Source organism: Mesorhizobium sp. BR1-1-13 (assembly GCF_020165515.1).
Lineage (GTDB): Bacteria > Pseudomonadota > Alphaproteobacteria > Rhizobiales > Rhizobiaceae > Mesorhizobium.
Genome location: NZ_JAIUIH010000006.1, coordinates 45,962 through 60,019 on the forward strand (window position 1 = coordinate 45,962; position 14,058 = coordinate 60,019).

Below are 14,058 nucleotides of genomic sequence, written 5' to 3' on the forward strand. Positions count from 1 at the left end.
ATCAGGCGCTCATCACAAAGGCTTGTTCGCCGACCAGCTTGCGGCGTAGCCAGGCGGAGAACTGGTCGACGATGAAGATGGTCGTGAACAGGAGCAGCACCAAGGCTATCGTCTTGGCGCCGAAGCCGCGCGAGATCGATAGCTTCAGCTCCTCGCCGATGCCGCCGCCGCCGACGGCGCCCATGATGGTGGAGATGCGCACGTTGATCTCGATCCTAAGCAGCGTGTAGGACATGAAATTGGGCAGCACCTGCGGCAGGCCGGCAAAGCGCACCCGTTCGAACCAGTTGGCGCCGACTGCCCGCAGGCCTTCCTCGGCGCGCATGTCGATGTTCTCGTTGATCTCGTAGAACAGCTTGCCCAGCGCGCCGATCGAGTGCAGGCCGATTGCGATGATGGCGGCGATCGGGCCGATCGAGACGATGGCCGCGAACAGGCCGGCGATGACGATCTCGGGAAAGGCGCGCAGCAGTTCCATGAAGCGCTTGACGACGAGCCGCAGCAGCGGGTGCGGCGTCAGGTTGCGCGCCGCGATGAAGGAGAACGGCACGGCAAAGACGAAACCGATAAATGTCGAGACCAACGCCACGTTAAGCGTGGTCAGCATCAGCTCGAAATATTCGGGGATGTAGAAACCGCCCCAGACATAGGCGCGGTCGAGCGGGAAGTTGAATTCCTGGGTGCCGGTGTCATGCGGGGAGGCGATGTCGAACAGCGCCCGCCAGACGTCGTTCCAGTCCTTGGGGACGAGCCAGCTCAGGAAATCCAGAATATGCGGCAGCCGGTCGAAGAAGTGCCCGGCATTGGCCTCGTCGGCGAACCACATGGTGCCGCCGAGTGCGACCAACAACAGGCCGACGCCGATGGCGGTGTAGAGCCGGCGCAAGGAGGTCTGGCGACGCCAGGCGTCGGCCATCTGGTGAGTGGCGCCGGAAGGAGCTGTCACGGAAAGGGTCATGATCACACATGCAAGAAGGGCGGCGTTTTCTCGACGCCGCCCTTCTTGATTTTGCCGTTAGCCGCCGATGGCTGCCTTACGGGCTTCGACGATGACGTTATAGAAATCCGCCTTCACCGGAACGTAGCCGGTAAAATCGCCGCCTTCGACGCCTTCGAAGCAGGCCTTGTCCTTCTTGGGCAGATCGGTGAAGAAGGCGGCGAGCTTGGCCGTCATCTCCTCGCCGAGCGCCGTGCGCACGACCAGCGGGCCGTTCGGGATCAGACCCGAGCGCCAGACTTCGACGAAGTCCTGGGGGTCGACAGCGCCCTTGGCGACTTCCTTGTGGAAGGTGCCAGAGGTGTAGCCGTCCTTGAAGTCGCCGATGCCGGAGGAATCGTCCACCGCCACGTCGACCTTGCCGTCACGCACGGCGAGCACGTTGTTCTCGTGGCCGCCATTGAACTGCGTCGAGGCGAAGAAGGTTTCGTTCGAGGCGCCGGTGTCCTTCGGGATCTGCGTCAGGGGGATCAGATAGCCGGAGGTCGAGTCCGGATCGGCGTAGCCGAGCTTCTTGCCCTTGGCCGACTTGATGTCGGTAATTCCCGAGGATTTCAGCGCCAGGCCAATCGAATAATAGCCGGTGGCACCGTCGGTCTGCTGCGTGGTGAGGATCGGGGTCACCGCCTTCGGGTCCTTGAGGACGACGCTGGCATAGCCGGAAGCGCCGAGTTCGGCGAAGTCGAGCGTGCCGCCGAGAAGGCCCTGGATCACACCGTCATAGTCGGCGGCCGGAAACAGCGAGACCTTCTCAAAGCCGAATTCGGCCTTCAGGTGATCGGCCAGGCACTGGTAGTTGCGCAGGCGGTCGGTTTCGTTCTCGCCGCCGAGGATACCGACGCGGAATTCCTTCATATCGGCGGCATGCGCCGCGCCGGTGGCCATTGCGAGCACCGAAACGGCGCCAAAAACCATTTTCCTGAACATCTGATTTCTCTCCTGTAGGTTCCGGCCCCGCGCCGGCGGCGTTGGTGATTTTGACGGGTGCCCTGACGCGGGCTGGCGATCCAGGTCGCTCTCAGTAACCCGGGAATGCGGGTTCGAGCGGTCCGGCGGATGCGGCGATCTTTTGCTTGAAGGCAACGCTGGTGGAGGTGATGGCCTCGGAGATTTCGCCGCCATTGCTGTCGGCGCCATAGACGAGGCGGACGGCCTCGCGGTTAAGCTCCTCCGGCGGCCCGTCGAATACGACCTTGCCCGCGGCCATGCCGATGATGCGGTTGCAATAGGTGCGGGCGGTGTCCAGCGTGTGCAGGTTGGTGACCACGGTGATGCCCTCGCGCAAATTGATGTCCTGCAGCGAATCCATCACCACCTTGGCATTGAGCGGGTCGAGCGAAGCGATCGGCTCGTCGGCCAGGATCACCCGGGGCTGCTGCATCATGGCGCGGGCAATGGCGACACGTTGCTGCTGGCCGCCCGATAAGGTGCCGGCGGGCTGCAGCGCGGTACGGGCGATATCGAGCCGCTCGAGGGCGGCTACCGCCTGCGCACATTCGGCGCGCGAGAACATGCCGAAAAGGTTCGACAGGGTCGGACGATGGTTCAGCCGGCCGAGCAGCACATTGGTCAGCACGTCGAGGCGCGGCACAAGGTTGAATTGCTGGAAGATCATGGCGCAGTCGCGCTGCCAGCGCCGCAACGGCGAGCCGCGCAATTGCGAGACCTCGGCGCCGTCAAAGAAAATCGATCCATGGCTGGGATCGATGAGGCGGTTGATCATACGCAGAAGGGTCGACTTGCCGGCGCCGGAACGGCCGATGACGCCGACCATCTGACCCTGCGGGATCGAGATGCTGACATCGTTGACGGCGGTGTTCTTGCCAAATCGTCGGGTGACGCCGCGGATTTCGAGCGTGGCTGACATGGTGCGTTCCCGTCCAGTCGCGGTTGAAGGTCTTGTTGACCCTCGCTAGCGCAGCGCCATGAACCTGCGGTGTCGGATTGATGTCAGTTTTGTTACCACCCACAGCCGTTTCGTGCGCGATCAGGCCAGGACCATCAGTTGCTCGAAATGCTCCATGTCCCTGAAGCTGCAGAAGGCAGGCGGCTTGAGAAGACGGCCTCCTGTCCGAACCCTAAGGGATGCGAATAGTGAGCAGCCCTGTTCCATTCACCACCGTCATCCGTCGTATTTTTCCAGGAAAGCTTCGGCTTCGAGCTGACGGAAATCGTCGAGGGCGGCGCGCAGCCTTGCATGGTCCCAATCCCACCAGGCAAGCGCCTGGTAGCGCTCGGCGGTGCGGCGGTCGAAGCGCTCGCGGATCGGCTTTGCCGGCACGCCGGCGACGATGGTGTAGGGCGCGACATCTTTCGATACCACCGCTCCGGCGCCGACGGCGGCGCCATCGCCGACGGTGATGCCGGGCAGGATTGTCGAGCCATGGCCGAGCCACGTATCGTGGCCGATTGTGACGCGCCTGGCGCGGCGCTCAGCGAAAAATTCGCTCTCGTGTTCGGCATCGTCCCAATAGTCCGATGCGCGGTAGGTGAAGTGGTGCAGCGTCGGCCGCCAGGTCGGGTGGTTGGTGGCGTTGATGCGCACGTTTGCCGCGATGTTGGAGAACTTGCCGATCGTCGCACACCAGACGGCGCAGTCCTGCATCATGTAGGAATAGTCGCCGAGTTCGCTTTCCGAAACCCGGCTGCGGTCGGCGATCTCGGTCCAGCGGCCGAGCGTCGAATTCTGCACCTCCGCCGTCGGATGAACCAGCGGCGTCTCCGACAATTTCCTGCTCATGCGGCGAGCTTTCCCGGGGCGAAGGCGGTGACGTCGATGATGCGGTCGGCCACCGCTTCGCGCACATCATGGTCGTGGAAGATGCCGAGCAGGGCGACGCCGGCCGTTTTCTTGGCGGCGATGAGTTCGATCACCACATCGCGATTCCTTGCGTCGAGTGAAGCGGTCGGCTCGTCGAGCAGCAGGATCGGATGTTCGGTGATGAAGCCGCGCGCGATGTTGACGCGCTGCTGCTCGCCGCCGGAGAAGGTCGCCGGCGGCAATGCCCAGAGTTTTTCCGGCAGGTTGAGCCGCGCCAGCAAGGCGCGCGCCTTGCTTCTTGCTGCCTCGCGATCCTCGCCGCGCTCCACCAGCGGCTCGGCGACGACGTCGAGCGCCGATACGCGCGGCACGGTGCGCAGGAACTGGCTGACATAACCAATCGTGTGGCGACGTATGGCAAGCACGGTGCGCGGACTCGCGCTGGCAAGGTCGATAAGTCCGCCTTCGTGCGTGACGATGATCTGGCCCTCATCGACAGCGTAATTGCCATAGAGCATCTTCAGGATCGAACTCTTGCCGGCGCCGGACGGACCGCCGAGCACGGCGCATTCGCCGGCGCGGATCGAAAAGGAGACACCGGCGACGACAGGCAGTTTGATGCCGTCGCGCAGATGCATGGTGAAGCTCTTGGCGACATCGGAGACAACGAGAGGCGTCGGCATCAGAAGGGACTCCAATCGTCATTCGTTTGCGGGCAGGACAGAGGGGGGTGACTTGGCGCCATCGTCAGACCTGTAAAATCGAAGAAACAAGCAATTGCGTGTACGGCGCGCGCGGGTCATCGAGCACGCGGTCGGTGAGGCCGCTTTCGACGACGCGGCCGTCCTTCATCACCATCATGCGCTGCGACAAAAGCCGCGCCACCGCGAGGTCGTGGGTGACGACGATGGCGGCGAGGCCGAGATCGGTGACGAGGCCGCGCAGCAGGTCGAGCAGGCGCGCCTGCACCGAGACGTCAAGGCCGCCTGTCGGCTCATCCATGAACACCAGCCGCGGGCCGGTGACGAGGTTGCGGGCAATCTGCAGGCGCTGGCGCATGCCGCCTGAAAAGGCGCGCGGCTCGTCATCGATACGATCTTCCTCGATCTCGACGCGTGACAGCCAGTCGACGGCGGTGGCGCGGATCTTGCCGTAGTGGCGGTCGCCCACCGCCATCAAGCGTTCGCCGACATTGGCGCCCGCCGACACCGTCATGCGCAAGCCGTCGGCCGGATTCTGGTGGACAAAGCCCCAGTCGGTGCGCATCAGGAAGCGGCGCTCGGCCTCGCTCATGCGGTAGAGCTCGCGGAACTGGCCGCCGCGCATGCGGTAGCTGGCGGTGCCGGAGGAGGGCAGCAGCCGCGTCGACAGGCAGTTGAGCAATGTCGTCTTGCCGGAGCCGGACTCACCCACGACAGCCAGGACTTCGCCTGGCCACAGGTCGAAGGTGACGTTGTCGCAGCCGACGCGCGAGCCGTAGAATTTCGAGAGCGCGGAGACGCGCAGCAAGGGTTCGTCGGTCATTGCGCCGGCTCCATGGTTTCTGGGGCGAGATGGCCGCGATGGCCTTCTTCGCGGCGCTTCTCGCAATGGTCGGTGTCGGAGCAGACAAACATGTGGCCGCCATGGTCGTCGAGAATGACCTCGTCGAGATAGACGTTCTCGGCGCCGCACAGCGCGCAGGGCTGATCGAAGGTCTGCACCTCGAACGGATGATCCTCGAAGTCGAGACTGACGACGTCGGTGAAGGGCGGTACCGCGTAGATGCGCTTCTCGCGGCCGGCGCCGAACAGCTGCAAGGCCGGCGAGCGGTGCATCTTGGGATTGTCGAATTTCGGCGTCGGCGACGGGTCCATCACATAGCGGCCCTCGACCTTCACCGGATAGGCATAGGTGGTCGCGATGCGGCCGTGCTTGGCGATATCCTCATAGAGCTTCACATGCATGAGGCCGTATTCCTCCAGCGCATGCATCTTGCGTGTTTCGGTCTCGCGCGGCTCGAGGAAGCGCAGGGGCTCGGGGATCGGCACCTGGTAGACCAGCACCTGGCCCGCAGCCAGCGGATGTTCGGGAATGCGGTGGCGGGTCTGGATGATGCTGGCGCTGGCGGTGTCGGTCGTAACCGCCACATTGGCGACCTTCTTGAAGAAGGCGCGGATCGAGACCGCATTGGTAGTGTCGTCGGCGCCCTGATCGATGACCTTCAGCACATCGTCGGGGCCGATGATCGAAGCGGTAACCTGGACGCCGCCGGTGCCCCAGCCATAGGGCATCGGCATTTCGCGGGAAGCGAACGGCACCTGATAGCCGGGAATGGCGATGCCCTTGAGGATCGCACGGCGGATCATCCGCTTGGTCTGCTCGTCGAGATAGGCGAAGTTGTAACTGGCGATGTCGGTCGGTTGCGCGCTCATTCCGCGGCCTCTCTCTTGTCTTCAACCTTGCCGCCGTTTTCGCGGGCATCGTACTCGGCGCGCATCCGGCGCACGAGGTCGAGTTCGGCCTGGAAGTCGACATAATGCGGCAGCTTCAAATGTTCGACGAAGCCGGTCGCCTGGACGTTGTCGGAGTGCGAGATGACGAATTCCTCGTCCTGGGCGGCGGCGACAATGTCCTCGCCCAGTTCGCTCGCACGAAGAGCGCGGTCGCAGAGTGCCATGGCCATCGCCTTGCGCTCGCTCTGGCCGAAGACCAGGCCATAGCCGCGGGTGAATTGCGGCGGCGCCTTGGCCGAGCCCTTGAACTGATTGACCATCTGGCATTCGGTGACGCGCACCGTGCCGAGCGGCGCCGCGAAAGGCAGTTCGGGCACGTCGAGTTCCAGGTCGACCTCGCCGATGCGGATCTCGCCGACAAAGGGATGGTTGCGGGCATAACCGCGCTGCGTGGAATAGCCGAGCGCCAGCAGAAACCCCTCGTCGCCGCGCGACAGCGCCTGCAGGCGGATGTCGCGGGCCATCGGGAACTCCAGCGGCTCGCGGGTGATGTCGCCGGGTGCATGGTCCTGCGGCATGTTTCCGTCCGGCTCGATCAGCCCTTCGCGAGCGAGGATCGCCGAGACGCGCGGCATTGCCTGCGCTTCCGTCTCGCGCTGCAAGGGCGCGGGGACATCGTCGCCGGCGGCAAGCTCGGGATCGAGCAGCCGGTGCGTGTAGTCGAAGGTGGGCCCAAGCAACTGGCCGCCGGGCAGGTCCTTGTAGGTCGCCGAAACGCGACGTTCGACCAGCATGGTGGCGGTGTCGATGGCATTTGTATAGCCAAAGCGCGGCAGCGTGGTGCGGTAGGCCCGCACTAGGAAGATCGCCTCGATCATGTCGCCACGCGCCTGCACCATGGCGAGTGCGGCGAGTTCGCGGTCGTAGAGCGAGCCTTCGCTCATCACCCGGTCGACGCCGAGCGCCAGCTGTTCGACGATCTGGTCGAGACGCAGCGCCGGCACCGAGCGATCACCGCGCCGACGGTCGGCGAGCAGGCTGTGAGCGTTGGCGATTGCCGCTTCGCCGCCTTTTACCGCGACATACATGGTCAAGCCTCCATCGTCTTGATGCGGGTGGTGCGCGGCAGGCAGGCGAGGCTGTCATGTGCCGCCAGGATGATGTCGACGCCGCGCGGAAAGCGCCTGATATTCTGCTTCCACTGCTCGATGAAATGACGCGGCATCAGTGCCGGCGCGATCGCTGCCGTCTTCTCGATGCCGGGACCTTCGAGCAGCAGCGGCGTGCCTGACGTGAGATCGCCGACCTGCAGGATCAATGTGGTCGAGCGGTCGGGATAGTCCTGCGTGCCTTGCGAGAAACCGTCGAGCGCCATCATCTCGGCCGGCGAGGCGATCAAAGCGAAATGCGCGTCGGCCGGGGTGTTGGCCAGGGGCGCACCGCTGTGAAAGCCGAGCCAGGACATGACCGCCGCCGAGGCGTGCAGGGCCGGATCGAGCCAGAGCGGCGTGTCATTGTCGCACAGTGCCAGCGCAACCGCGCCCGATGTCGCCGAAAGCGGCGCGGGCGGGCGGGCCAGGACCGGCAGGGGCTGCACGGTGCCCGGCCGCGCCATTGCGTCCATGACGGTGCGAAACACCGTCTGGGCGTTGAACACCGGATCGGCGAACCCACCCTCGATCGATTGCGCTGCGATATCCATCAGTCTTCTCCGCGAACCATGGTGAAGAAATCCACCTTCGTCGCCGCCGTTTCGGCGCGGCGCTTTTCTCGTACCGTGGTCAGGGCCGCCCGCAGCGGCGCGAGAAGGCCCGTTTCGACGGCCTGCCGGTGAGCGGGGTCCTGCCACAGCGCGTCGGCGATGGCCGCCAGCTTCGCCTTCTGCTTGTCGCGTCCGAGCGCATAGCAATGGCCGACCTGTCCGGACGGCAGGCGCACGGTGGCGCGGGTCACGGTGGCTTCGCCGACATTGAAGGGCGCGCCGCCGCCGCCGATGCGGCCGCGCATGGTGACCAGGCCGGTCTCGGGCCCGCGCAGCAGTTCGGCCTTGCTAGGCAGGCCCGATTCATTCCAGAGGCGAACGATGTCGTCGCCGCTGGACTGCGCCAGGGTTGCCATGGCCGCCTTGCGTTCGGCCTGGTCGCGGGCTTCTTGTCCTCGCATGAGCAACATCCTTGTCTTGCTTCCAATTTGTCTATTGATATAGACAACTATACGAATTATACCCATTACCTAACGCGAGTCCATGACGGGTGCGTGACAGGGGCCGGCCAAGGGCGAAACCGTGAACGGACAACACGTGGCTGACGGTATCGAGCGGCGCAGCGGCGTCTCATTGTGGCGCCAGATCGCCGACCGAATCCTGCAATCGATCGCCGCCGGCGATTTCGCCGAGAACGCCGCGCTGCCGCCGGAGGTGGCGCTGGCCGAGCGCTATGGCGTCAACCGCCACACGGTGCGCAGCGCCATCGCGGCGCTCGTGCAGGACGGGGTACTGCGGGCCGAGCAGGGGCGCGGCACTTTCGTGCTGTCCCGCAGGCGGCTGTCCTATCCGATCGGTGCGCGCACGCGATTTTCGACCGGCTTGCAGGGCCAGGCGTCAGAGCGGCATATCGTGCTGCTGGCCTCATCGGTCGAGCCGGCCAGCCGGCGCGTCGCCGAAGCCCTGGGGGTTGCCAGGGGATCGGATGTCATTCGCCTGGAGACGCGTGGCGAGGCCGACGGGCAGCCGGTGTCGCGTGCTTCCGGCTGGTTCGATGCCAGGCGCTTCGCCGGCATCGACACCGCCATGGCCGAGACCGGGTCGATCACCGCATCGCTCAAGCGTTTCGGCATAGACGATTATCTCAGGCAATCGACGGTGCTGTCGGCGCGTCACGCCGATGCTTCCGACCTTGCCGACCTAGATCTGCAGCCGGGCGGCATCGTGCTGGTCACGGTGGCCGTCAACATCACGCCGGACGGCCGGCCGATCCAATTCGCAGAGGCGCGCTTCCCGGCGGAGCGGGTGGAGCTGAAACTGTCGGCATTGTGAGTCGCGGAACGGGTGTCTATCCGATCTCTATCACGGCCTTGATCAGGCCGGATTTCTCATGCGCCCAGCGGGCGAGGTCACGTGGCGTGTCGGCAAGCGTGGTGCGGTGGGTGACGAGCTTGGCCAGCGGCACCGCGCCATCGCGGATCGAGGCCGCGACGTGGTCGAAGTCGGCCCGCAAGGCATTGCGGCTGCCGACAAGCGTCATCTCGCGCTTGTGGAATTCGGGGTCGGAAAAGGCGATGTCGTCCTTGACGACGCTGACCAGCACCAATGTCCCGCCATGCGCGACATGAGCGAAGGCCGACTGCACCGAGGCGGTGTTGCCGGTGGCGTCGAAGACGACGTCGAAGCCTTCGCCTGACGTCGCTTCGCTGACCAGATCGGATGCCGCGCCGCGTGACCCGTCGAGGGTCTTGAGGCCGAGTTCATTGGCGGCGAAGCCAAGCCTCTCGCTGCTCATATCGAGCAGCGTCACGTCGAGCCCGGCGATGCGGGCGAAGATGGCGGTGCCGAGCCCGATCGGTCCGGCGCCGATGACGAGCGTCCGTGCGCCGGGATCGGCACGCGAGCGCCGCACCGCATGGGCGCCGATGGCCAGGAATTCGACGGCCGCGGCATCGGCCAACGACAGGCCGTTGGCTGGATAGAGGTTTTGTTCCGGGACAAGGATCTGTTCGCACATGGCGCCGTCGCGATGCACGCCGAGCACTTCGATCCGGACACAGCAATTGGGCTTACCGTGCCGGCAGGCGATGCATTTGCCGCACGCCAGATAGGGATTGATGATGACCGGCTCGCCCGTGGCAAGACCAACGCCTTCGCCCGCCTCGACGATGGTCCCCGACACTTCATGGCCCATGATGCGGGGGTAGGCGAGGAAGGGATGCTTGCCCTCGAAGATGTGGTAGTCGGTACCGCAGATGCCGACATGGCTGACCGCCACCCGCGCCCAGCCGGGAGGCGGCGAGCCAACCGCGGGACGGTCTTCCACGACAAGGTCGCCGGGCGAACGGCAGACAACGGCTTTCATGCTTCAATCCAGTCGGTTTCATGGAATCGCCGGCCGATCTTCCGACCCGGCCGGCGATCGATTTTACTTGCCACCTCGGCGGCGCAGGCCGTCGAAATAGACGATGACGATGATCAACATGCCGGTGATGACGCGCTGCCAGAACGTGTTGACGTTGAGCAGGTTGGCGCCGTTGTTGATGGTGGAGAGGATGAACGAGCCGATTAGCGGCCCGTGCACCGAACCGATGGCGCCGAACAGCGACGTGCCGCCGATCACCGACGAGGCGATGGCTTGCAGCTCGTAGGTGTCGCCCTGCGTCGGATTGCCGATGCCGATGCGGGACGCGAGCAGCACGCCGACGAAGGCCGCGCACAGGCCGGACAGCACATAGGCCATGTAGATCGTGCGCGGCACGTTGACGCCGGAGAGGCGCGCGGCTTCCGCGTTCGAGCCGACGGAGAAGAGATAGCGTCCCCATCGCGTGTGATGCAGGAAGACGTAGGAGGGCAGGGCAACCACGATCACCATCCAGAACAGATAGGGGATCCCCAGCAGCGAGCCGCGCGAAAACGCCTGGAACGTGTCGCTGTTGATCGATATCGAATTGCCATTGGTCATCAGGAGACCGATGCCGCGCAGCGAGGTCATGGTCGCCAGCGTGATGATGAAGGGCGGCAGGCCCATCCTGACGATGCCGAAACCGTGGAACAGGCCAATGGCGACGCCGACCAGCAGCGTCGCCAGTACTGCGATCCAGACCGGCCAGCCGGCATTGATCAGCAGCGCGACGATGACGGTGGCGAAGCCGACGATGGCGCCGACGGAAAGGTCGATGCCGCCGGTGATGATGACGAAGGTCTGGCCGACGGCCAGGATGGCGATCAGAGAACCCTGGCGCAGCAGGTTGGTGATGTTGAGCGCCGAAGCGAAGGACGGCGTGGCGACCGCCAGGATGACCCACATCAGAAGCAGCAGGCCAAGCAGCGTCAGCCCGAACAGGGCATTGTAGTTGCGCTTCGGCTTTTCGGCAGGGATCGCCTCGGTGCTCATGTCTGTCCTCCCGTCTTTTCTTGTTTCTCGGCCAGGGCCTGGCTCAGAATGTCCTCGTGATCGGCGGTGCGGAAACCATGCGTTGCCACCAGCTTGCCGCGCCGGAACACATGCAGCGTGTCGGCCAGTTCGTACACCTCAGGCAGATAGGACGAGATCAGGATGATGCCCGCGCCCTTGGACAACAGCACACTGAACAGCCGGTAGATCTCGGCCTTGGTGCCCACATCGACGCCGACCGTCGGCTCGTCGAAGATGAACAGTTTGGCGCCGTGCGCCAGCCACTTGCCGATGACGATCTTCTGCTGGTTGCCGCCCGACAGGCTGGAGGCCAGCGCGCCGCGCGTCGGCGTCTTGATCCTGAGGTCGGCGATCTGCCGGTCCGCCTCGGCCTTCTCCTGCGCAGACGAGATCAGCAGATTTTTCGATATACGCTTGTAGATCGGCAAATTGAGGTTCAATGCAACCGGCAGGTTGAGGCACAGGCCCTGGTCGCGGCGGCTTTCCGGTGCCAGCGCCATGCCGAGCTTGATGGCGTCGTGCTCGGAGTTGACCTGCACCTCCTTGCCTTCCCAAAGCACCTGGCCGGCCGATTTGCGGTGGCGGCCGTAGAGGGTGGTGACGAATTCGCTGCGCCCGGCTCCGATCAGGCCGTAGAGCCCGACGATCTCGCCCGCGCGCACCGACAGCGAGACGTCCTCGAAACCCTTGCCGGACAGGTTCCGCGCCTCGGCGATGACGGCGCCCGGCGTGAAATGCTCCTTGTGGTAGATTTGCTCGATCGAGCGGTTGATCATCAGCTTGACCAGTTCCGGCTCGTTGGTCTCGGCGATGTTGCGGGTTCCGACCAGCGTGCCGTCACGGAGCACCGAGACGCGGTCGGCGAGCTCGAACACCTCCTCCATGCGATGGCTGATGTAGATGATGGTGACGCCTTCACCCTTCAGGCGGCGGATCAGCGTGAACAGCTGGTCGGCCTCCTTGCGGGTGAGATAGGCGGTCGGTTCGTCGAAAATCAGGAATTTGGTGCCGCGCACGGTGGCGCGGGCGGCGGCGATCAACTGCTGCTGGCCGATGGTCAGATCGCCGAGCACGACATGCGCCGGCAGGTCGAAGCCGAGACCGTCGATGATCTTCTGCGCTTCCCTGACCATGGCTCGCTGCTGGAGGATGCCGAAACGCGAGTTCTCCTCGCCGAGGAACATATTGGCGGCGACGGTCAGGTGACGGCAGAGCACGACTTCCTGGTGCACGGCGTTGATGCCGAGTGCCATGGCTTCGTGCGGCGTCGCCAGGGCAGCCGGCTTGCCTTCCCACACAACCTCTCCGGAGGTGCGCGGAATGACGCCGGTCAGGAGTTTGATCAGGGTCGATTTGCCGGCACCGTTCTCGCCGACGATGGCGTGGATCTCGCCCGCCTTGAAGGCCAGGGTCACCGGCTTCAGCGCATGCGTGCCGGGATAGCGCTTTTCCAGACCCTGCAGCTCGAGGATCGTCCTGCCGGGCTCCAGTACGGGGGCCGGATGCAGTTCCTGCGCGGTCGGCGTCATGGCAATCCTCCCTGTTGTTTCCGGGGCGCAGAGGCCCCGGAAACAGTTGCGCGTGGCCGATGCTCAGTTGAGCTTCGGGTTGAGCAGCGCGTCGATCTTGGGATCCTTCATGTTGGCCTTGGTGACCAGGTTGGCGCCGGTGTCGACATTGGTCTCGACCTTTTCGCCCTTGGAGGCGGCAAGTGCGGTCTTGATGCCGTCATAGCCCATCCGGTAGGGATCCTGGACGACGAGGGCGGAAATGACGCCATCGTTGAGGAACTTGATCAGCTTCTCGTCGCTGTCGAAGCCAACCAGCGCCAGCTTGCCGCCGAGGCTGTTTTCGGCGACAGCCTGCCCGACGCCCTGCGCCATGATCAGGTTGGAAGCGAAGATGCCCTTGAGGTTCGGATTGGCGGTGATCAGGTCGGTGGCGATGTTGAGACCGGTGGTGGCCTGGCCGTCGGCATATTTGTCGGCAACCAGCTTCAGGCCCGGATATTTCGCCTTGAGCTGTTCGATGAAGCCCTGCTTGCGCTGTTCGAGCGAGCCGGCGCCAGGCGTGTTGGTGATCAGGGCAACGTCGCCCTCGATCTTGCCGCCATTGGCTTCGCCGATGGCCGCTGCGAGGCCGTCAGCGGCAACGCGGCCGCCCTGGACGTTGTCGGTGGTCAGGAAGGAGGTGAAGGCCTTGGAGTCGGCGCCGGAATCGATGCCGATAACCTTGACCTTGGCTGCGGCTTCGTCGATCGGCTTGCCGAGCGCCTTGAACTCGGTCGGCGAGATGACGATCGCCGCCGGATTGCTGGCGACGGCGTTTTCGAGGATCGAGATCTGGCCGTTGACGTCAGTTTCTGCCTGGGCGCCGAGCTCCGGCACGTTGACGCCGAGATCCTTGCCGGCCTTGCGGGCCCCGGCCAGGACGATCTGCCAGTAGAACGACGTGGTGTCCTTGACGATGATCGGAATGGTCACGTCCGCCGCCGAAACCGGCGCCGAGTGCATGACGCCGGCAAACATCGACGCGGCCGCCAGCGCCATGACTGCGCGGCGATTGAGAATGCTGGTCACGAATTTCATGGAATTCCTCCCTAGGTCGCCCGGTGAACGATACGGAAGCTCGGTTCGGATAGGCGTGGCCAAACAGAACTTTATCAATAAAAAACAGTTACACTATTTTGATAGTGCATCGATCCGGTCGATGCAAGCGGTGTTTGTGCCATCCTCCGGGCCTGGC

The 14,058-nt window shown here is 64.4% G+C and carries 15 protein-coding genes; 1 reads left to right on the forward strand and 14 read right to left on the reverse strand.

All coding sequences use genetic code 11. The annotated features are described in order from the left end of the window. Position 1: 1 nt before the first annotated feature. The 10 genes from phnE to phnG all read right to left on the reverse strand — a co-directional run bounded on the left by phnE (position 2) and on the right by phnG (position 8,356). Positions 2-958, reverse strand: coding sequence for a phosphonate ABC transporter, permease protein PhnE (gene phnE, locus LB533_RS15640; protein WP_224677689.1), 957 nt, complete (start codon positions 956-958; stop codon positions 2-4). A 57-nt stretch (positions 959-1,015) separates the two neighbouring features. Further along, on the reverse strand, positions 1,016-1,924 hold the full coding sequence (phnD, locus tag LB533_RS15645) for a phosphonate ABC transporter substrate-binding protein (protein WP_224677690.1): 909 nt from the start codon (positions 1,922-1,924) through the stop codon (positions 1,016-1,018). Positions 1,925-2,015: 91 nt separating this feature from the next. Next, positions 2,016-2,864, reverse strand: coding sequence for a phosphonate ABC transporter ATP-binding protein (gene phnC / locus LB533_RS15650; RefSeq protein WP_140640447.1), 849 nt, complete (start codon positions 2,862-2,864; stop codon positions 2,016-2,018). A 255-nt stretch (positions 2,865-3,119) separates the two neighbouring features. Beyond that, positions 3,120-3,737, reverse strand: a complete 618-nt coding sequence (locus LB533_RS15655; protein WP_224677691.1) for a DapH/DapD/GlmU-related protein — start codon at positions 3,735-3,737, stop codon at positions 3,120-3,122. Then, positions 3,734-4,441, reverse strand: a complete 708-nt coding sequence (gene phnL / locus LB533_RS15660; RefSeq protein ID WP_224677692.1) for a phosphonate C-P lyase system protein PhnL — start codon at positions 4,439-4,441, stop codon at positions 3,734-3,736. The genes LB533_RS15655 and phnL overlap by 4 nt, the downstream gene beginning before the upstream one ends. Positions 4,442-4,505: 64 nt before the next feature. After that, a complete protein-coding gene (phnK, locus tag LB533_RS15665) occupies positions 4,506-5,282 on the reverse strand; it encodes a phosphonate C-P lyase system protein PhnK (RefSeq protein WP_140640453.1) in 777 nt (258 codons plus the stop codon). After that, on the reverse strand, positions 5,279-6,172 hold the full coding sequence (locus tag LB533_RS15670) for an alpha-D-ribose 1-methylphosphonate 5-phosphate C-P-lyase PhnJ (RefSeq protein ID WP_140640455.1): 894 nt from the start codon (positions 6,170-6,172) through the stop codon (positions 5,279-5,281). The genes phnK and LB533_RS15670 overlap by 4 nt, the downstream gene beginning before the upstream one ends. Then, entirely contained in the window at positions 6,169-7,281 is a 1,113-nt protein-coding gene (locus tag LB533_RS15675; protein ID WP_224677693.1) for a carbon-phosphorus lyase complex subunit PhnI, read from the reverse strand. The genes LB533_RS15670 and LB533_RS15675 overlap by 4 nt, the downstream gene beginning before the upstream one ends. A gap of 2 nt (positions 7,282-7,283) precedes the next feature. After that, positions 7,284-7,895, reverse strand: a complete 612-nt coding sequence (gene phnH / locus LB533_RS15680) for a phosphonate C-P lyase system protein PhnH (RefSeq protein ID WP_140640459.1) — start codon at positions 7,893-7,895, stop codon at positions 7,284-7,286. Further along, positions 7,895-8,356: a phosphonate C-P lyase system protein PhnG gene (gene phnG, locus LB533_RS15685; RefSeq protein ID WP_140640461.1), complete on the reverse strand. Its 462-nt coding sequence runs from the start codon at positions 8,354-8,356 to the stop codon at positions 7,895-7,897. The genes phnH and phnG overlap by 1 nt, the downstream gene beginning before the upstream one ends. A 121-nt stretch (positions 8,357-8,477) precedes the next feature. Here phnG and phnF point away from each other — a divergent pair, with 121 nt between their 5' ends. Continuing rightward, the gene (gene phnF, locus LB533_RS15690) at positions 8,478-9,227 is read left to right on the forward strand and encodes a phosphonate metabolism transcriptional regulator PhnF (protein ID WP_140640463.1); all 750 of its coding nucleotides are present in this window, start codon (positions 8,478-8,480) and stop codon (positions 9,225-9,227) included. Between the two features lie 16 nt (positions 9,228-9,243). Here the strand turns inward: phnF and LB533_RS15695 are convergent, their stop codons facing one another. The 4 genes from LB533_RS15695 to LB533_RS15710 all read right to left on the reverse strand — a co-directional run bounded on the left by LB533_RS15695 (position 9,244) and on the right by LB533_RS15710 (position 13,901). After that, a complete protein-coding gene (locus tag LB533_RS15695; RefSeq protein WP_140640465.1) occupies positions 9,244-10,260 on the reverse strand; it encodes a zinc-binding alcohol dehydrogenase family protein in 1,017 nt (338 codons plus the stop codon). Between the two features lie 63 nt (positions 10,261-10,323). Continuing rightward, complete coding sequence (locus LB533_RS15700) at positions 10,324-11,292, reverse strand: ABC transporter permease (RefSeq protein ID WP_224557002.1); 969 nt, start codon at positions 11,290-11,292, stop codon at positions 10,324-10,326. Next, the gene (locus LB533_RS15705) at positions 11,289-12,842 is read right to left on the reverse strand and encodes a sugar ABC transporter ATP-binding protein (RefSeq protein ID WP_140640469.1); all 1,554 of its coding nucleotides are present in this window, start codon (positions 12,840-12,842) and stop codon (positions 11,289-11,291) included. Before LB533_RS15705 ends, LB533_RS15700 begins: the two co-directional genes overlap by 4 nt. 63 nt (positions 12,843-12,905) lie before the next feature. Further along, positions 12,906-13,901: an ABC transporter substrate-binding protein gene (locus tag LB533_RS15710; protein WP_224677694.1), complete on the reverse strand. Its 996-nt coding sequence runs from the start codon at positions 13,899-13,901 to the stop codon at positions 12,906-12,908. Positions 13,902-14,058 lie beyond the last annotated feature (157 nt).

What these genes read in the sequence shown, in the direction of transcription:
- phnE (WP_224677689.1), bottom strand. Translation starts at nt 958, where the DNA reads ATGACCCTTTCCGTGACAGCTCCTTCCGGCGCCACTCACCAGATGGCC.
- phnD (WP_224677690.1), bottom strand. Translation starts at nt 1,924, where the DNA reads ATGTTCAGGAAAATGGTTTTTGGCGCCGTTTCGGTGCTCGCAATGGCC.
- phnC (WP_140640447.1), bottom strand. Translation starts at nt 2,864, where the DNA reads ATGTCAGCCACGCTCGAAATCCGCGGCGTCACCCGACGATTTGGCAAG.
- LB533_RS15655 (WP_224677691.1), bottom strand. Translation starts at nt 3,737, where the DNA reads ATGAGCAGGAAATTGTCGGAGACGCCGCTGGTTCATCCGACGGCGGAG.
- phnL (WP_224677692.1), bottom strand. Translation starts at nt 4,441, where the DNA reads ATGCCGACGCCTCTCGTTGTCTCCGATGTCGCCAAGAGCTTCACCATG.
- phnK (WP_140640453.1), bottom strand. Translation starts at nt 5,282, where the DNA reads ATGACCGACGAACCCTTGCTGCGCGTCTCCGCGCTCTCGAAATTCTAC.
- LB533_RS15670 (WP_140640455.1), bottom strand. Translation starts at nt 6,172, where the DNA reads ATGAGCGCGCAACCGACCGACATCGCCAGTTACAACTTCGCCTATCTC.
- LB533_RS15675 (WP_224677693.1), bottom strand. Translation starts at nt 7,281, where the DNA reads ATGTATGTCGCGGTAAAAGGCGGCGAAGCGGCAATCGCCAACGCTCAC.
- phnH (WP_140640459.1), bottom strand. Translation starts at nt 7,895, where the DNA reads ATGGATATCGCAGCGCAATCGATCGAGGGTGGGTTCGCCGATCCGGTG.
- phnG (WP_140640461.1), bottom strand. Translation starts at nt 8,356, where the DNA reads ATGCGAGGACAAGAAGCCCGCGACCAGGCCGAACGCAAGGCGGCCATG.
- LB533_RS15695 (WP_140640465.1), bottom strand. Translation starts at nt 10,260, where the DNA reads ATGAAAGCCGTTGTCTGCCGTTCGCCCGGCGACCTTGTCGTGGAAGAC.
- LB533_RS15700 (WP_224557002.1), bottom strand. Translation starts at nt 11,292, where the DNA reads ATGAGCACCGAGGCGATCCCTGCCGAAAAGCCGAAGCGCAACTACAAT.
- LB533_RS15705 (WP_140640469.1), bottom strand. Translation starts at nt 12,842, where the DNA reads ATGACGCCGACCGCGCAGGAACTGCATCCGGCCCCCGTACTGGAGCCC.
- LB533_RS15710 (WP_224677694.1), bottom strand. Translation starts at nt 13,901, where the DNA reads ATGAAATTCGTGACCAGCATTCTCAATCGCCGCGCAGTCATGGCGCTG.